This is a genomic window from Micromonospora sp. NBC_01740 (assembly GCF_035920365.1).
Lineage (GTDB): Bacteria > Actinomycetota > Actinomycetes > Mycobacteriales > Micromonosporaceae > Micromonospora > Micromonospora reichwaldensis.
Window position 1 is genome coordinate 244309 of sequence record NZ_CP109150.1, and the last position, 16552, is coordinate 260860.

General features: G+C 72.6%; 16 protein-coding genes. 2 read left to right on the forward strand and 14 right to left on the reverse strand.

Annotated elements, in window-relative coordinates:
* Nucleotides 1–196 precede the first annotated feature (196 nt).
* The 10 genes from atpD to glyA form a co-directional block, all read right to left on the reverse strand.
* Nucleotides 197–1633, reverse strand: a complete 1437-nt coding sequence (atpD, locus tag OG989_RS01045; protein ID WP_151452878.1) for a F0F1 ATP synthase subunit beta — start codon at nucleotides 1631–1633, stop codon at nucleotides 197–199.
* Nucleotides 1633–2562: a F0F1 ATP synthase subunit gamma gene (locus tag OG989_RS01050; protein ID WP_151452879.1), complete on the reverse strand. Its 930-nt coding sequence runs from the start codon at nucleotides 2560–2562 to the stop codon at nucleotides 1633–1635. The genes atpD and OG989_RS01050 overlap by 1 nt, the downstream gene beginning before the upstream one ends.
* A 10-nt stretch (nucleotides 2563–2572) precedes the next feature.
* On the reverse strand, nucleotides 2573–4228 hold the full coding sequence (gene atpA, locus OG989_RS01055) for a F0F1 ATP synthase subunit alpha (RefSeq protein WP_151452880.1): 1656 nt from the start codon (nucleotides 4226–4228) through the stop codon (nucleotides 2573–2575).
* A gap of 92 nt (nucleotides 4229–4320) precedes the next feature.
* Complete coding sequence (locus OG989_RS01060) at nucleotides 4321–5142, reverse strand: F0F1 ATP synthase subunit delta (RefSeq protein WP_151452881.1); 822 nt, start codon at nucleotides 5140–5142, stop codon at nucleotides 4321–4323.
* Entirely contained in the window at nucleotides 5142–5672 is a 531-nt protein-coding gene (locus tag OG989_RS01065) for a F0F1 ATP synthase subunit B (RefSeq protein WP_088998661.1), read from the reverse strand. Before OG989_RS01065 ends, OG989_RS01060 begins: the two co-directional genes overlap by 1 nt.
* Before the next feature lie 31 nt (nucleotides 5673–5703).
* The gene (gene atpE, locus OG989_RS01070) at nucleotides 5704–5931 is read right to left on the reverse strand and encodes an ATP synthase F0 subunit C (protein ID WP_088998660.1); all 228 of its coding nucleotides are present in this window, start codon (nucleotides 5929–5931) and stop codon (nucleotides 5704–5706) included.
* Nucleotides 5932–6024: 93 nt separating this feature from the next.
* Nucleotides 6025–6846, reverse strand: coding sequence for a F0F1 ATP synthase subunit A (atpB, locus tag OG989_RS01075; protein WP_151452882.1), 822 nt, complete (start codon nucleotides 6844–6846; stop codon nucleotides 6025–6027).
* Complete coding sequence (locus OG989_RS01080; protein ID WP_132231195.1) at nucleotides 6847–7068, reverse strand: hypothetical protein; 222 nt, start codon at nucleotides 7066–7068, stop codon at nucleotides 6847–6849.
* 164 nt (nucleotides 7069–7232) lie between these two features.
* Nucleotides 7233–7664 (reverse strand): hypothetical protein, encoded by a 432-nt coding sequence (locus OG989_RS01085; RefSeq protein WP_151452883.1) that lies wholly within the window; start codon nucleotides 7662–7664, stop codon nucleotides 7233–7235.
* Nucleotides 7661–8947: a serine hydroxymethyltransferase gene (gene glyA / locus OG989_RS01090; RefSeq protein WP_327029441.1), complete on the reverse strand. Its 1287-nt coding sequence runs from the start codon at nucleotides 8945–8947 to the stop codon at nucleotides 7661–7663. Before glyA ends, OG989_RS01085 begins: the two co-directional genes overlap by 4 nt.
* A gap of 35 nt (nucleotides 8948–8982) precedes the next feature.
* Here glyA and OG989_RS01095 point away from each other — a divergent pair, with 35 nt between their 5' ends.
* On the forward strand, nucleotides 8983–10476 hold the full coding sequence (locus OG989_RS01095) for an SDR family oxidoreductase (RefSeq protein ID WP_327029442.1): 1494 nt from the start codon (nucleotides 8983–8985) through the stop codon (nucleotides 10474–10476).
* Nucleotides 10477–10488: 12 nt separating this feature from the next.
* On the opposite strand, the gene OG989_RS01100 is transcribed toward OG989_RS01095, so the two are convergent.
* The 4 genes from OG989_RS01100 to prmC form a co-directional block, all read right to left on the reverse strand.
* Complete coding sequence (locus tag OG989_RS01100; protein ID WP_327029443.1) at nucleotides 10489–12600, reverse strand: transglycosylase domain-containing protein; 2112 nt, start codon at nucleotides 12598–12600, stop codon at nucleotides 10489–10491.
* A gap of 116 nt (nucleotides 12601–12716) precedes the next feature.
* The gene (locus OG989_RS01105) at nucleotides 12717–13328 is read right to left on the reverse strand and encodes an arsenate reductase/protein-tyrosine-phosphatase family protein (protein ID WP_151452887.1); all 612 of its coding nucleotides are present in this window, start codon (nucleotides 13326–13328) and stop codon (nucleotides 12717–12719) included.
* On the reverse strand, nucleotides 13329–13973 hold the full coding sequence (locus tag OG989_RS01110) for an L-threonylcarbamoyladenylate synthase (RefSeq protein WP_151452912.1): 645 nt from the start codon (nucleotides 13971–13973) through the stop codon (nucleotides 13329–13331).
* Nucleotides 13973–14911: a peptide chain release factor N(5)-glutamine methyltransferase gene (prmC, locus tag OG989_RS01115; protein WP_442791936.1), complete on the reverse strand. Its 939-nt coding sequence runs from the start codon at nucleotides 14909–14911 to the stop codon at nucleotides 13973–13975. The genes OG989_RS01110 and prmC overlap by 1 nt, the downstream gene beginning before the upstream one ends.
* A gap of 81 nt (nucleotides 14912–14992) precedes the next feature.
* Here prmC and OG989_RS01120 point away from each other — a divergent pair, with 81 nt between their 5' ends.
* The gene (locus OG989_RS01120) at nucleotides 14993–16543 is read left to right on the forward strand and encodes a GGDEF domain-containing protein (RefSeq protein WP_151452888.1); all 1551 of its coding nucleotides are present in this window, start codon (nucleotides 14993–14995) and stop codon (nucleotides 16541–16543) included.
* Nucleotides 16544–16552: the final 9 nt, after the last annotated feature.

Here is a 16552-nt window from a genome sequence, read left to right on the forward strand (position 1 = left end):
CACGATCAGGAGACGGGCGCATGCAGCCGATTCGTTGCGGATCGACGCCCACGTGGTGGGTGGGCGGATCGACGGTACCTCGCGTACGGCATGATCGCCGACCACGCGGAACCGGCCAGCGGCGATCATCGGATCCGAAAACGGACGAAAGGCCGCCCCGGCGTTGCCGGGGCGGCCTTTGGTCAGGACCGACAGGTCAGCTCTTCATGAGCTCGGCTGCCTTGCGCTCCAGGTCCTCGAGACCGCCGCACATGAAGAAGGCCTGCTCGGGGAAGTGGTCGTACTCGCCCTCGCTGATCTTCCGGAAGGCCTCGATGGTCTCCTCGATCGGGACCGTCGAGCCCGGCACGCCGGTGAACTGCTCCGCCGCGTAGGTGTTCTGCGACAGGAAGCGCTCGATGCGCCGCGCGCGCTGCACGGTGATCTTGTCTTCCTCGGAGAGCTCCTCGATACCGAGGATGGCGATGATGTCCTGCAGGTCCTTGTACTTCTGCAGGATCCGCTTCACCTCGGTCGCCACCGCGAAGTGCTCGGCGCCGACGAACTCCGGGGCGAGGATCCGGGACGAGGACGCCAGCGGGTCCACGGCCGGGTAGATGCCCTTGTCGGAGATCGACCGCTCCAGGTTGGTGGTCGCGTCGAGGTGGGCGAACGTGGTGGCCGGGGCGGGGTCGGTGTAGTCGTCCGCCGGCACGTAGATCGCCTGCATCGAGGTGATGGCCTGGCCCCGGACGGAGGTGATCCGCTCCTGGAGCTCGCCCATCTCGTCGGCCAGGGTCGGCTGGTAGCCCACCGCGCTCGGCATGCGGCCGAGCAGGGTGGAGACCTCGGAGCCGGCCTGGGTGAAGCGGAAGATGTTGTCGATGAAGAGCAGCACCTCCTGCTTCTTGACGTCGCGGAAGTACTCCGCCATGGTCAGCGCCGACAGGGCGACCCGCAGCCGGGTGCCCGGCGGCTCGTCCATCTGGCCGTAGACCAGCGCGGTCTTGTCGATGACGCCGGACTCGGTCATCTCGGCGATGAGGTCGTTGCCCTCGCGGGTGCGCTCACCCACGCCGGCGAAGACCGAGGTACCACCGAAGTTCCGGGCGACACGGGTGATCATCTCCTGGATGAGCACCGTCTTGCCGACGCCGGCACCGCCGAACAGGCCGATCTTGCCGCCCTTGACGTACGGGGCGAGCAGGTCGATGACCTTGATGCCGGTCTCCAGCATCTCGGTCTTCGGCTCCAGGTCCGCGAAGGCCGGAGCCTTGCGGTGGATGCCCCAGTGGTCGTCCGGCTGGAGCGTCTCGCCCTCGGTGAGGTTGAGGCACTCGCCGATCGCGTTGAACACGTGGCCCTTGACCGTGTCGCCCACCGGAACGGTGATCGGCGAGCCGGAGTCGCGCACCTCGGTGCCACGGACCAGGCCGTCGGTCGGCTGCATCGAGATGGCGCGGACCATGTTGTCACCCAGGTGCTGGGCGACCTCCAGGGTCAGCGTCTTCTCGCCGCCGGAGAGCGTCACGTCCACGTGCAGGGCGTTGAACAGGGCCGGCATGGCGTCGCGCGGGAACTCGGCGTCGACGACCGGGCCGATGACCCGGACCACGCGACCCGTGGCCGTCTTGGTCTCTACTGGGGCAGTCATCACACTTCACTTCCCGACGCGGCCAGCGCGTTAGCGCCGCCGACGATCTCGCTGATCTCCTGGGTGATCCCGGCCTGGCGGGCCGAGTTCATCTCACGCGTGTACTTCTCGATCATCTCTTCGGCGTTGTCGGTGGCGCTCTTCATCGCCCGCCGACGGGCCGCCGACTCGCTTGCCGCCGACTCCAGCAACGCCGCGTAGATCCGCGTGTTGATGTACTTCGGCAGCAGCGCGTCGAGCAGCGCCTCCGCGTCCGGCTCGAACTCGTAGGCCGGCAGCGCGCCCTCGGACCGGGGCCGGTCCTCCACCTGCATGGGGCCCATGATCCGGGCGACCGGGGTCTGGGTCATCAGGGAGTGGAACTCGGTGTAGACGATGTGGAGCTCGTCGACGCCGAGCACCCCGTCCGCCCCGGCGCCGCCGTCGACGTCGTCCGCACCGGCGGTGAACGCCTTGATCAGCGTCTCGCCCACGGCGCGGGCGTCGGCGAAGGTCGGCTGCTCCGAGAACCCGGTCCAGTTGGCCTCGATCGGCCGGTCACGGAACCGGAAGAACCCGACACCCTTGCGCCCGATGACGTAGAGCACCGGCTCCTTGCCGTCGGCGCGCAGCCGGGCGATCAGCGACTCGGCCATCTTGATGGCGTTGGAGCTGTAACCGCCGGCGAGGCCGCGGTCGGAGGTGACCAGCAGGACGCCCGCCCGCCGCACCCGCTCGCGCGGGGTGAGCAGCGGGTGGTCGATCCGCGCGTTGGACGCCAGCGCCGTGAGCACGCCGGTGACCGCCTGGGCGTACGGCAGGGACGCCGCCACCCGGGCCTGGGCCTTGGCGATGCGGCTCGTCGCCACGAGCTCCATCGCCTTGGTGATCTTCTTCATCCCCTTCGCCGAGCGGATCCGCTGACGAAGAACGCGAACCTGGGCCGCCATGAATCAGCCCTTACCGGTTCTCGGCCGGGCGGTCGCCCGTGCCGTCGCGGTAGCGGCTCACCGTCTCGCGGTCCTGCTCGCCCTCCAGCGGCGCGGCCGGCGCGTCGTTGATCCGCCGCTCGTCCTCCTTGCCGAGGAAGACCTGCTTGAACTCGGCGATGGCGGAGTCCAGGGAGTTGATGATGTCGTCGTTCCACTGGTGGTCGGCGATGCTCGCCAGGACACCCTCGTGCTTGTGCCGGAGGTACTGGAGGAACTCCGACTCGAAGCGACGGATCTCGCCGACCGGGACGTCGTCCAGCTTGCCCTCGGTGCCGGCCCAGACCGAGACGACCTGCTCCTGCACCGGGTACGGCGAGTAGTTCGCCTGCTTGAGCAGCTCGACCAGGCGGGAACCCCGGTCCAGCTGGGCGCGGGAGGTCTTGTCCAGGTCGGAGGCGAAGGCGGCGAACGCCTCCAGCTCGCGGAACTGGGCCAGGTTGAGCCGCAGCGAACCGGCGACCTTCTTCATCGGCTTCACCTGCGCGGCGCCACCGACCCGGGAGACCGAGGTGCCGACGTTGATGGCCGGCCGGACGCCCTGGTTGAACAGGTCGGTCTCGAGGAAGATCTGGCCGTCGGTGATGGAGATGACGTTGGTCGGGATGAAGGCCGAGATGTCGTTGGCCTTCGTCTCGATGATCGGCAGGCCGGTCATCGAGCCGCCGCCCAGCTCGTCGGAGAGCTTCGCGCAGCGCTCCAGCAGGCGGGAGTGCAGGTAGAAGACGTCACCCGGGTACGCCTCGCGGCCCGGCGGGCGACGCAGCAGCAGGGACACGGCGCGGTACGCCTCGGCCTGCTTGCTCAGGTCGTCGAAGACGATGAGGACGTGCTTGCCGCCGTACATCCAGTGCTGCCCGATGGACGAGCCGGTGTAGGGGGCGAGGTACTTGAAGCCGGCCGGGTCGGAGGCCGGGGAGGCGACGATGGTGGTGTATTCCATCGCGCCCGCCTCCTCCAGGACGCCCTTGATCGAGGCGATCGTGGAGGCCTTCTGGCCGATGGCGACGTAGATGCAGCGGACCTGCTTCTTCGGGTCGCCCGAGCGCCAGTTGTCCCGCTGGTTGAGGATGGTGTCCAGCGCGACGGTGGTCTTGCCGGTCTTCCGGTCGCCGATGATCAGCTGACGCTGGCCACGGCCGATCGGGGTCATGGCGTCGACGGCCTTGAGGCCGGTCTGCAGCGGCTCGTCGACGGACTGCCGGGCCATCACGTTCGGGGCCTGGAGCTCCAGCTCGCGGAAGCCCTCGTTGGCGATGTCGCCGAGGCCGTCGATCGGCTGGCCGAGCGCGTTGACCACGCGGCCGAGGAAGGCGTCGCCGACCGGCACGGAGAGCACCCGGCCGGTGCGCTTGACGCGCTGCCCCTCTTCGAGCTTGGCGGAGTCACCGAGAACGACGACACCGATCTCCCGGACGTCGAGGTTCAGCGCCACACCCAGCGTGCCGTCCTCGAACTCCAGGAGCTCGTTGGTCATGGTCGAGGGGAGGCCCTCGACGTGGGCGATGCCGTCGCCGGTGTCGGCGACGGTGCCGACCTCCTCGCGGGAGAGTTCGGACGAGTAGGAGGAGACGTAGCGCTCCAGGGCGCCGCGGATCTCCTCCGTCGAGATGGTCAGCTCGGCCATCCTCTGCTTCCTTAAGTATCAGGGGCCCGGGATACCAAGTACCGACCGGTCCGAATGGCGTCTATTCACAGGCGCTGAGCGGGGGTGCCGCCTCAGCGCTTCGCGAGCGCGTTGCGGCTCTCGTTGAGGCGGCGCAGGACGGTGCCGTCGTACAGGTCGGAACCGACCCGCACGCTCACGCCACCGAGAACCGAGGGGTCCACCGTCTGCTTGACGGAGACCTCCCGACCGTATATCGCGGAGAGACTCGCGCCCAGCCGGCGCTCGTCCTCTTCACTCAACGGGGCCGCGGCGGTCACGTACGCCACCTGCCGGTCCCGCCGGTCGGCGGCCAGCTCGACCAGCCGGGTGAGCGCCCCGGCGAAGTTGCGTCCACCGAACCCGGCGAGCGCGACCCCGACCAGGTAGCCGGTGACCGGCCGGGCCTTGCCGGCGAGCAGCTGGTCGACCAGCGTGGCCCGCCGCTCGGCCGGGACGGTCGGGTCGGAGAGCGCGCTGGACAGCCCCGGCGAGCCGGCGACGACCTGCCCGAAGCGGAACAGCTCGTCCTCGACCTCGCCCAGCTCGCCCGCGGAATCGGCGCCCGCCAGGAGAGCGTCGACGCCCAGCCGCTCGGCGGCGTCGAGCAGCTCCGAGGGCGCCGACCAGCGGCCGGAGACCAGCGAGGCGATCAGGTCCAGCGCCTCGGCGTCGACCTTGCCGCGCAGCAGCTCGCCGAGCAGCCCGGCACGGTCGGCACCGGTGCGGGCCGGGTCGGAGAGCGCCCGGCGCAGCCGCGGCTCGCGCCGCAGCAGGTTGGCGACGGAGAGGATGGCGTCGGCGGTGGTGGCCACCGCCGACGGCTCCGCACCGCGGACGTACGTGTCGAGGCGCTCGGCCGCGACCTTGTACGACTCCCGGCTGGCGGCCTGCATCAGCGGGCCCCCGCGCTCTCGAGGTTGCTCAGGAACCGGTCGACGGTGCCCTTGCGGCGCGCCTCGTCGGCGAGGGACTCCCCGACGATCTTGCTGGCCAGGTCGACCGCGATCGTGCCGACCTCGGTGCGCAGCTCGCGCACGATGGTGGCGCGCTCGGCGGCGAGCTGCTCCTTGCCCGCGGCGATGATCCGGTCGGACTCCTCCCGCGCCTTGGCGAGGATGTCCTGGCGGATGCCCTCGGCGTCGGCCCGGGCGTCGTCCCGGATCCGGGCCGCCTCGGTACGCACCTCGGCGAGCTGGGCCCGGTACTGCTCGAGCACCTGGTTCGCCTCGGCCTGGGCGGCCTCGGCCCGCTTGAGGCCACCCTCGATCGCGTCGACCCGCGCCTGGTACATCGCCTCCATGCGGGGCATGACGAACTTCAGCAGGACGAAGCAGAGCAGGGCGAAGGCGATGGTCCCGACGACCATCTCCTGCCAGATGGGCAGGATCGGGTTGTGCTCCACACCTTCTGCGGCGATGAACATGTCAGACCTCCGGGTCGGGAGAGAGCTTTCGTCAGCCGCCGACAGCGAAGGCGAGCACCAGGCCGAACAGCGCGAGCGCCTCGACCAGGGCGAAGCCCAGGATCAGCCAGGTGCGGTTGTAGCCGGCGGACTCCGGCTGGCGCGCGCTCGACTGGATGTAGGCCGCGAAGACCAGGGCGACACCGATACCGGGGCCGATGGCGGCGAGGCCGTAGCCGATGGTGTTGACGCTACCGCCGATCTCGGCAAGAACAGTCATTGCGGGTATTCCTCCTGTTCGACGCGTGAGGGCTCACGCGTACGCGGGTCGGTACCAGAAGCTTGGTCGGGCCGGGTGGCCCGCCGAGCCCGATCAGTGCTCGTCGGCGAGCGAACTTCCGATGTAGTTCGCGCTCAGCGTGACGAAGACGTAGGCCTGCAGGACGGCGACCAGCACCTCGAAGAAGGCCATCACGATCGCCATCAGGAAGGAGAAGACCGAGGTCACCTGGATGAACAGGCTGCTCGAGTTGAGCATCACGAAGCCGCCGATGGTGAAGACCAGCAGCAGGAGGTGGCCGGCGAACAGGTTCGCGAAGAGCCGCAGGGCCAGCGTGACGGGCCGGACGATGAACGTCTGCATGAACTCGATCGGGATCAGCAGGATGTGCATGGGCCACGGCACGTTCGGGATGATCAGGCTCATCTTGAGGTACTTGCCGAGGCCGTGCTTGCGGGCGCCGATGTAGAGGTACATCACGTAGGAGATCGCGGCGAGCACGATGGGGAACGCGATGTGCGAGTTCGGCGAGATCTGCAACCCGGGCACGATGGCGAAGAGGTTGGTCAGCACGATGAAGCTGAACAGCACCGTGAAGTAGGGCGCGAAGCGGATGCCCGCGTTGCCCATCTGCTCGCGGGCGATGTTGTCCCGGACCAGGCCGTAGACCGACTCCGCGTACCACTGGGCCTTACCGGGGACCAGCTTGGGCTTCCGGTAGGCGAGCATGAAGAAGACGATCAGCAACGCGACCGCGAGCCAGACCATGATCCCGAACTTGGTGACCCAGGGGCCAGCCACGTCCGGCGGGTAGAAATCTCCGACGCTGGGGGGCCAGGGAAGCCCCTCTGCGGCGACGAGCTGTCCACTCACCGTGTCATCCTCCGCACTCGACAGACCCGCGCGTGCTGGCACTCAAGCACTGAGCCTCTTCATGATCAGGTAAATCGCTCCGGCCGCGCCGAAGATCATGCCGAGGGCGACCCCGACGCCGGTTCGCAGATCGAGAAAACGCTCCGCCAACCACCCGAGGAAGCCCCACACCACGATGCCGGCGAGTAGGTAGCCCAGAACGGCACCTGCCGCGCCTTCCGACGAAGGGTCGTCGGACCTGCGGGGGTGTGGGTCTTCGGCCATGACGTGGCGAACAATATCAGCAGGAGCGCGCGGGAGTGTGCGGCACCCCCCACACTGCGAACAGCGTGCGGGCCATGGCGCGGGCGCGAAAGTCGTTGGTCAGGTTACTCCCGTGCGGCCCGCCGCGGCAGCCCGAAATGCCGGACGCAGATCCGACATAACGCTCACTCACCGCGTCGCTCGAACGTGGGCAGCGGCGTACGCAGGGCCCAGCCCAGGTGGGCGCCCGTCCAGACCACCACGGCCGCGATGATGGCCACCCCCATGTCCGGCAGGCCGGGCCAGCCGGTGGCCGCCACGGCCGCCATCGCCACCCCGAGCACCACGATCTTCGTGGCGTAGGTGACCAGCCCCACCGACATGATCATCCGGGGGTTGACGGCGTCGGCCCAGGCCACCGAGACGCCGGAGACCAGGTAGCTGACGACGACCAGCGCGATCCCGGCGGCCACGCCGGCCGCGCCGGTGCCGCCGCGCAGCACCGCCGCGGCCGGGACCCCGACCAGCGCGAGCACCGCGCAGGCCAGCAGCGGCAGGCGAAGGTGCGGCAGCCGGGACCGGATGGCGCCCGGCTCGCCCGCGCGCGGCTCGCTCATCGGGGGTACGCCGGGAAGGCGGCGACCAGCTCGGCGGCCTCGCTGGCGAGCGCGGCGAGGGTGTCGGTGCCCCCGGGGGCGGCCGGATCGGTGCGCACGGCGCGGGCGATCAGCGACGCGACCTGGCGCATCTCCGGCTCGCGCATGCCCTGGGTGGTGACGCTCGGGGTGCCCACCCGGATGCCCGAGGCGACCATCGGCTTCTGCGGGTCGTACGGGATCGCGTTCTTGTTCAGGGTGATGCCGGCGGCGTCGCAGCGCGCCTCGGCGTCCGCGCCGGTGACCCCGACCTCGCGCAGGTCGACCAGGGCGAGGTGGGTGTCGGTGCCCCCGGAGACCGGGCGCATCCCCTCGTCGGCCAGCCCGGTGGCGAGCGCCCGCGCGTTCGCCACCACGCGCTCGGCGTAGGCCCGGAACTCGGGCTGGGCGGCCTCGCGCAGCGCGACCGCCTTGGCGGCGACGACGTGCATCAGCGGGCCGCCCTGGGTGAACGGGAAGACCGCCTTGTCGATGCGCTGGGCCAGCGACTCCCGGCACAGGATCATGCCGCCGCGCGGCCCGCGCAGCACCTTGTGCGTGGTGAGGCAGACGACGTCGGCGTGCGGCACCGGCGACGGGACGGCCTGCCCGGCGACCAGCCCGATGAAGTGCGCGGCGTCGACCATCAGGTACGCCCCGACCTCGTCGGCGATCTCGCGGAACCGCGCGAAGTCGATCAACCGCGGGTACGCCGTCGCCCCACAGATGATCATCTTGGGTCGGTGCGCGAGGGCCAGGTCGCGTACCTCGTCGTAGTCGATCAGCTCGGTGTCCCGCCGGACCGTGTAGCCGACCGTGTGGAACCACTTGCCGGAGAAGTTGACCCGGCTGCCGTGGGTGAGGTGGCCGCCGTGCGGCAGGTCCATGGCGAGCACCGTGTCCCCCGGCTGGACCAGCGCCGCGTACGCGGCCAGGTTGGCGCTCGCCCCCGAGTGCGGCTGGAGGTTGGCGTGCTCCGCGCCGAAGAGCTCCTTCGCCCGCGCGATGCCGATCTCCTCGGCCCGGTCGACCTCGGCGCAGCCGCCGTAGTAGCGCCGGCCCGGGTAGCCCTCGGCGTACTTGTTGGTCAGGGTCGAGCCGAGCGCGGCCAGCACCGCCGGCGAGGTGAGGTTCTCGCTGGCGATCAGTTGCAGGCCGCCCCGGAGCCGGTCCAGCTCGCCGAGCACCACCCCGGCGATCTCCGGGTCGGTCGCGCGGAGCTGGTCGAAGTCCGGCCCCCAGAAGGTGCTCGTCTCAGTAGCCACGACGCCAGAGTCTATTGGGCCGCACACTGGAGACCGTGAGATGCCTGGTCACGGGAGCGACGGGTTACATCGGCGGACGGCTGGCGCCCCGGCTGCTGGCCGAGGGACACACGGTGCGCTGCCTCGCCCGCAAGGCGGGACGGCTGCGGGACGTGCCCTGGGCGGCGCGGACGGAGATCGTCGAGGGCGACCTGCGCGCGCCGGAGACGCTGCCGGCCGCGTTCGAGGGCGTGGACGTCGCCTACTACCTGGTGCACTCGCTCGGCCAGGCCGGCTTCGAGGCCGCCGACCGGGAGGCCGCCACCCGGTTCGCCGAGGCCGCGCGGGCCGCCGGCGTACGCCGGATCGTCTACCTGGGCGGGCCGGAGCCGGCGGCGGACCGGGAGGTCCCGTCGGCGCACCTGCGCTCCCGGGCCGAGGTGGGGCGGATCCTGCTCGACAGCGGGGTGCCGACGGCGGTGCTGCGGGCCGCGGTGATCATCGGGTCCGGGTCGGCCTCGTTCGAGATGCTGCGCTACCTGACCGAGCGGCTGCCGGCCATGGTCACCCCCCGCTGGGTCCGCAACCGGATCCAGCCGATCGCCGTCCGGGACGTGCTGCGCTACCTGGCCGGCTGCGCGCACCTGCCGCCGGAGGTCAACCGCGCCTTCGACATCGGCGGGCCGGACATCCTCACCTTCCAGGACATGATGCAGCGGTACGCGCGGGTGGCCGGGCTGCGCCGGCGGACCATCGTGCCCGTGCGACCGCTGACGCCGTCGCTCTCCTCGCACTGGGTCGGGCTCGTCACGCCGGTGCCGAACGCGATCGCCCGACCGCTGGTGGAGAGCCTGGTCCACGAGGCCGTCGCCCACGAGCACGACATCGCCGCCTACGTGCCCGACCCGCCGGAGGGGCTGACCGGCTTCGACCAGGCGGTCGCGGCGGCCCTGGCGAAGGTCCGCGACGGCGAGGTGGAGACCCGCTGGTCGACCGCGAGCGGCCCCGACGCGCCGGCCGAGCCACTGCCCAGCGACCCGGAGTGGTCCGGCGGGACCGCCTACACCGACGTCCGCGAGCGGGCGGTGCACGCACCGCCGGAGGAGCTGTGGCGGGTCGTCGAGGGCGTCGGCGGGGAGCACGGCTGGTACTCGTTCCCGCTGGCCTGGTCGGTCCGCGGCTGGCTGGACCGGCTGATCGGCGGCGTGGGGCTGCGCCGGGGCCGGCGCGACCCGCACCGCCTCCAGGTCGGCGAGGCGCTGGACTTCTGGCGGGTGGAGGAGATCGTGCCCGGCGAGCTGCTGCGGCTGCGCGCCGAGATGCGGCTGCCGGGCCGGGCCTGGCTGGAGATGCGGGTGGTCCGGGTGGACGGCGAGGGCAGCCGCTACCAGCAGCGGGCGGTGTTCCTGCCGCGCGGGCTGCCCGGGCACGCGTACTGGGGCGCGGTGGCGCCCTTCCACGCGGTGGTCTTCGGCGGGATGGCCCGCAACATCGCCCGCCAGGCCGAGCAGGCGGCCCGCCGGCCCGTGGCCGCGTCCCCGCGCCGCTGAGACGCCCGGGGCTCAGTTGCCGGCGCGGGCGCCGGTGAGCCGGAAGGCGGTCTCCTCGCTGGGCGGCACGAAGTCGCGGACGGGCTCGTCGCGCAGCGCGAAGGCGAGCACCTCCCCCACCGCCTCGACCAGCTGCCCCTGCACCCGCTGGCCCACCGCGTCGCGCGGGTCGTCGGGGTTCGCGGCGATCGAGGCGACCGCCAGCTGCGGGGTGAAGGCGACCACGGTCTCCGTCGCGTACCCGTCCGAGCTGCCCGTCTTGCCCGCCACCGGCCGGCCGAGCAGCCGACGCAGCCCCTCCGCGGTGCCGCCGTCGCACTCCCGGTACATCGACTGGTCGCCGACCGCGCAGCGGGCCGCGTCGGCCGCCGCCCGGGCCACGTCCGGGTCCACCGCCTGCCGGCAGTGCGTCCGCGCGGCGGCCACCGGGCGACCGGCGGCGTCGGCGATCGAGACGACCGGCAGCGGCGCGCACCACGAGCCCTCGGCCGCCACGGCGGCGTACGCGCCGGCCAGGTCGAGCGGGGTGGTGGCGGAGACCCCGAGGGTGAACGGCCCCCACTCGCGCGCGCCGTGGCGGGCCAGCCGCGCGTCCTCCTCGGCGCGGAAGACGATGCCGAGCCGCTCGGCCATCTCCACCACCCGGTCCGCGCCGACCCGCTCGGTCAGCCAGGCGAAGTACGTGTTGACCGACTCGCCGAAGGCGGTCCACATGGTGTGCCGGCCGTCCATCAGGTCGCTGGCGTTGCGCGGGCACCAGTACCCGTCGCAGCTCGCCGCCCCGCTCGCCGAGTAGTCGGTCACGATCCGCTCCGGCGCGTCGAACTCCGTGCTCAGCGGCAGCCCGGACTCCAGCGCGGCCAGCATCGTGAAGACCTTGAACGTGGAGCCGGCCTGGTAACCCTCGATCGCCCCGCCCCCGGCGACCAGCTGGTTGACCGTGTTCGGGTGGTTCTTCTGCCCGGCCGGGTTGGCGGCCACGCCGTAGTTGCGGTTCACCGCCATCGCGAGGACCCGGCCCGTGCCGGGCTGGACCACCGCCGTCGGCGCCGCCCGGCGGTCGTCCACCGAGTAGATCCGGCGCACCTGCTCGGTGGTGGCGCGCTGCACCGCCGGGTCGAGCGAGGAGACGATGGAGAACCCGCCCCGGCGCAGCGTGAGCTGCCGCTCGTCGACCGTCGCGCCGAACGCCGGCTGGGCGTTCCACCAGCGGGTGAACCAGTCGCAGAAGAAGCCCCAGTCGTTGTGCTCCGCCGGCACCGCCGTGCAGTCGTTGGGCGTCTGGCTGGGGCGCAGCGTCAACTGCTCCGCCCTGGCCCGGTCCGCCGCCTCGGCCGGGACCTGCCCGGACTCCACCAGCCGGTCCAGCACGTACGCCCGGCGGGCGACCGCCGCGTCCGCGTCGCCGTTGATCGGGTCGTCGGTGTGCGGGGAGCGGACCAGTCCGGCCAGCAGCGCCGCCTCGGCCAGGGTGAGGTCCGCCGGCGGCTTCGAGAAGTAGCGGCGGCTCGCGGCGGCCACCCCGTACGCGCCCGCGCCGAAGTAGGCGATGTTGAGGTAGCGCGCGAGGATCTCGTCCTTGCTCAGCTCCCGCTCCAGGGCCAGCGCGTACCGCATCTCCTGGATCTTGCGCGCGGTGCTCAGCTCGGAGGCGGCGGCGCGCTGCCGCTCGCTCAGCCGGGGGTCGTTGCTGAGCACGTTGCGGACGTACTGCATGGTCAGCGTGGACGCGCCCTGCCGGGTCTCCCCGGCCCCCCGGTTGACGGTGAAGGCCCGCGCCACGCCGCGCAGGTCGACCCCGCTGTGCTCGTGGAACCGGGTGTCCTCGGCGGCGATGACCGCCTGCCGCATCACCGGCGCCACCTCGGCCAGCGGCACGTCCACCCGGTCCTCCTGGTAGAAGGAGGTGATCAGCGTGGTGCCGTCGTTGGCGTAGAGGTTCGAACGCTGGGGCGTGGGTGGCGTGCGCAGCGTGTTCGGCAGCTCCGAGTACGGCGCGGCGAGCGCCGAGAACCCGATCCCGAAGACCAGCGCGGCCGGGAGGGCCGCCACCGCGAGCGCCAGCCCGGCCAGCGAGCCGGCGAGCAGCACGGTGAACACTTTGTCGAGGCGTGCCCGGGTCATCAGCTCTCCCCGCAGGAGCCGGTCAGGACCCACTCAGAATGACCCGAAAGCCCCTCTGGGCCGCCCCTTTCCCCCAAACCCGCAGGAAACTCACGCGGGCGGGTAACTCGGGCGGGTTACGGCAGGAGCACCGCGGCGAGGGGGTGGACGCTCTCCTCGATCTCGTCGGCGACCCGGCTGAAGCACTGGTCGCCGCGCCCCCACGGATCGTCGAGATCGTCGGTGGGCAGCGAGGTGGTGCCCAGCCGGGCGGCGTGGGCGGCCTCCACCAGGGCCACGCCGCGCGCGTACACCGCGTCGGGGGTCGCCTCGGCCGCCGGCAGGGCGGCGGCGTCCACGCCGGCGAGCAGCCGGCCGAACTCGCCCAGCACGAACGTGCGCGACTCGGCGTCGGGGCGCAGCGCCACCACGTACTCCTGCTGGTCGGCGGTGGCGGTCAGGACGAGGTCGGCGGCGTCGATGTGGTCCGACCGCAGCTTGCGCGCGGCGAAGCCGGCGACGCTTCCGCCCCGGGAGGTCACCTGGCGCGACGCCGGCGGGTTCATCTCCTCGCCGGCGTGCCAGCCCCCGGTGCCGGCGCTGTGGCTGTGCAGCAGCTCGTCGGCGCGCTCCGGGTCGACCTCGCGGCGGGCCAGCCGTTCCCGGACGGCGAGGGCCAGCAGCCGCTCGGCCATCGGGGAGCGGCAGATGTTGCCCATGCACACGTGCAGCACGGTGAACGGAGGCACTCAGACCCCCTGGCCGACGAGGATGTCGGGCACCACGTCGCGGAGCTTCTCCAACCCGACGGCGCCCTGGCGGAGGAGCTGCGGCACCTCGCCGGTGAGGTCCACGATCGTGCTCGGCACCGGATCCGGGCACGGCCCGGCCTCCAGGTAGGCCCGCACCGAGTAGGAGAGCTGGTCGCGGGCCTCCTCGGCGGTGAGGGCGGCCGGCTGGCCGGTCTTGTTGGCCGAGGCGACCGCCATCGGGCCGGTCTCGCGCAGCACCTCCAGCGCCACCGGGTGCAGCGGCATCCGCACCGCCACCGTCCCCGAGGAGTCGCCGAGGTCCCAGCGCAGGCTGGGCGAGTGCGCCACGATGATGGTCAGCGCCCCGGGCCAGAACGCCTCGACGAGGTCCCGGGCCGCCTGGGGCAGCGAGTAGACCAGGCCGTCGAGGGTGTGCCGGGAGCCGATCAGCACGGGCGGCGGCACCTGACGGCCACCCTTGGCGTCCAGCAGGGCCTTGACCGCGTACGGGGTGAACGCGTCCGCGCCGATCCCGTAGACCGTGTCGGTCGGCAGGACGACCAGCTCGCCGTTCTTGACCGCCTCGATGGCAGCGGCGATGCCGCGGTCCCGGTCGGCGGGCGACCGGCAGTCGTAGAGCATCACGAGGAGTCAGTCTGCCACGTCGCGGCGACGGCGGCGTGCTGGCCGTCCGCCCGGCGGGACGCGGTCGCGAAGCGGGGCCGTCCGGTCAGGTCCGGGTGGCCGACGACCGCCTCGAACCGGCCGTCCGCGGCGAGCAGGTCGGGCACCGCCGTGCCGTGCGTGTCGTCGTGCTCCACGCCGAACACGCCGCCCGGGCGCAGCAGCGCCGCCGCCCGCGCGATCACCGGGCGGATCACCGCCAGGCCGTCCCCACCGCCGAAGACCGCGTTCGCCGGATCGTGCCGGCCCACCTCCGGGGGTACGGCCACCCCCGACGGCACGTACGGCGGGTTGCAGAGCAGCACGTCGACCCGGCCCACCAGGTCGGCGAGCAGGTCGGCGGCGGTGACGTCCGCCGCCACCACCTCGATCGGCCGGTCCCCCGCCTCGGCGCGGGCTGCCGCGTTGCGGTGCAGCCAGGGCAGCGCCGCCGCCGACCGTTCCACCGCCACCACCCGGGCCGCCGGCAGCTCCTGGGCCACCGAGAGGGCGATCGCCCCCGAGCCGCTGCACAGGTCCACCACCAGCGCGGCGCCCAGGCGCCGGCCCTGCGCGATCCCCCAGCCGGCGAGCAGCTCCGTCTCGGGCCGGGGCACGAAGACGCCCGGCCCGACGGCCAGTTCCAGGTGCCGGAAGCCGGCGCTGCCCGTGAGATGCTGCAACGGTTCCCGCCCGGCCCGCCGCGCGACCAGCTCGTCGAACCGGTCGAGCTGGTCGGCCGTGAGGTCGTCGGCCAGCGCCAGCCGACCCCGGGGCACCGCCAGCACGTACGCGGCCAACTGCTCCGCCTCGGCGCGGGGCGAGGCGATACCGGCGTCGGCGAGGGTCCGGGACGCCCGGGCCAACGCCACGGAAGGGCGCTGCCGTCTCGTCCCTTCGGACGGGTGTTGCGGCACGGTGGTCACGAGATAATCATGGGGCGTCGCGCTGGACATCACGAGCGGATGCGTCCGGACGCACACCGACAGGAGGTCGCGGTGGGTTGGCTCGACCGGGTCACCGACCAGGTTGACGCCCTGACGCGGGCGCGGGCCCTCCAGGAGTCCAGCCGCTCCGCCGAGGCGTACGCCATCCTCGACCGGGTCGTCGCCACCACCACCGACCCGTACGCGCGGGCCGACGCCCTGGTGCAGCGCCTCTCCGCGGTGATCAACCTCGGGCGGACGGCGGAGTACACCCGGGCCGTCGAGGAGGCCTCCACCGCCGTCCGCGACCTCGCCGAGCCCTACCTGCTCGGGCACCTCAACGCGCTGGCCGCCCTCGCCGCGCACCACCAGGGCGCGCTGGACCGCTGCGTCACCCACCTGGTGAAGGCCGCCCGGGCGTTGGGCGCGGTGGCGGACCCCGACCGGGACACCGCGTGGGGCTGGCACGACCTGGCGATGGCCTACTCGTACCTCAGCTTCCACGGCTACGCCCTCGGCGCCATCGAACGGGCGCGGCAGCTCGGCAGCGCCGCCGAGATCCCGGAGGAGACCTTCGCCGCCCCCGGGATCCGGCTGCGCAACGCCGTCGCCCTGGACCACAACGGCGACAGCGACGGCTGCCTGCGGGTACTGCGCGACGTCGCCGCCGACCTGGACCGGTTCCTGGGCAGCGGACGGGCCGGCAAGCTGCGCCCCAGCAGCCTGGCCGCGTACGGCTACGCCGCCGCCCGGCGGGCGGCCCTCGGCGACCGGTGGGACGTCGCCCCGCAGGCCGGCCCGGCCCGGCTGCTCGGCCACGGCGGCGACAGCGCCCGCGCCCGCGACATGCGCCAGCTCGGCCAGGTCTGCCTGGCCGTCGCCGAGGGACGGCCGATCGAGGCCGTCACCCGGCTGGACACCGTCCAGGTCTCCACGGAGACGCTGGGCGCGGCCGAACCGGCCCGGCTGCGCAGCATCGCCCTGGCCCGCGCCGGCGACCACGCGGGTGCGCACCGGGCCGACCGGCTGGCGTTCCGGCTGGCCGCCCAGCGCAACGACCGGCTCCGCGACGTCTACATCGACGGCATCGCCGCCCGCATCGACCACGAGGAGATGCGCCGCGAGGCGGCCCGCTTCGAGGGCGAGGCGTTGACCGACCCGCTGACCGGGCTGCCCAACCGGCGGCGGCTGGAGCGCTACATCGCCACCCTGGTCGCCCACGGCGACCGGGTGGTCATCGGCGTCTGCGACCTGGACGGCTTCAAGGCCGTCAACACCCGGCACGGGCACCACTCCGGCGACCTGGTGCTCCAGCGCATCGCCGGGGTGATCAACCGGGTGATGCGCCGGGGCGACTTCGTGGCCCGCTACGGCGGGGACGAGTTCGTGGTGGTGCTGCCCGGCGCCGGAATGACCGAGGCGGCCGAGGTGGGCCGCCGCATCGACGCCGCGGTGCGCACCGAGGACTGGGAGTCACTGGTCCCCGGCACGCCGGTCGGGGTCAGCGTCGGCTTCGCCGAGGTGGGCGCCACCGGTCCCGGCCTGCGCGACGCCCTCGGCACCGCGTTCGAGGCCGCCGACCGCGCGATGCTGGCGGCGAAGACCCGCCCCCGTGCCTCCTGACGCCTCGTC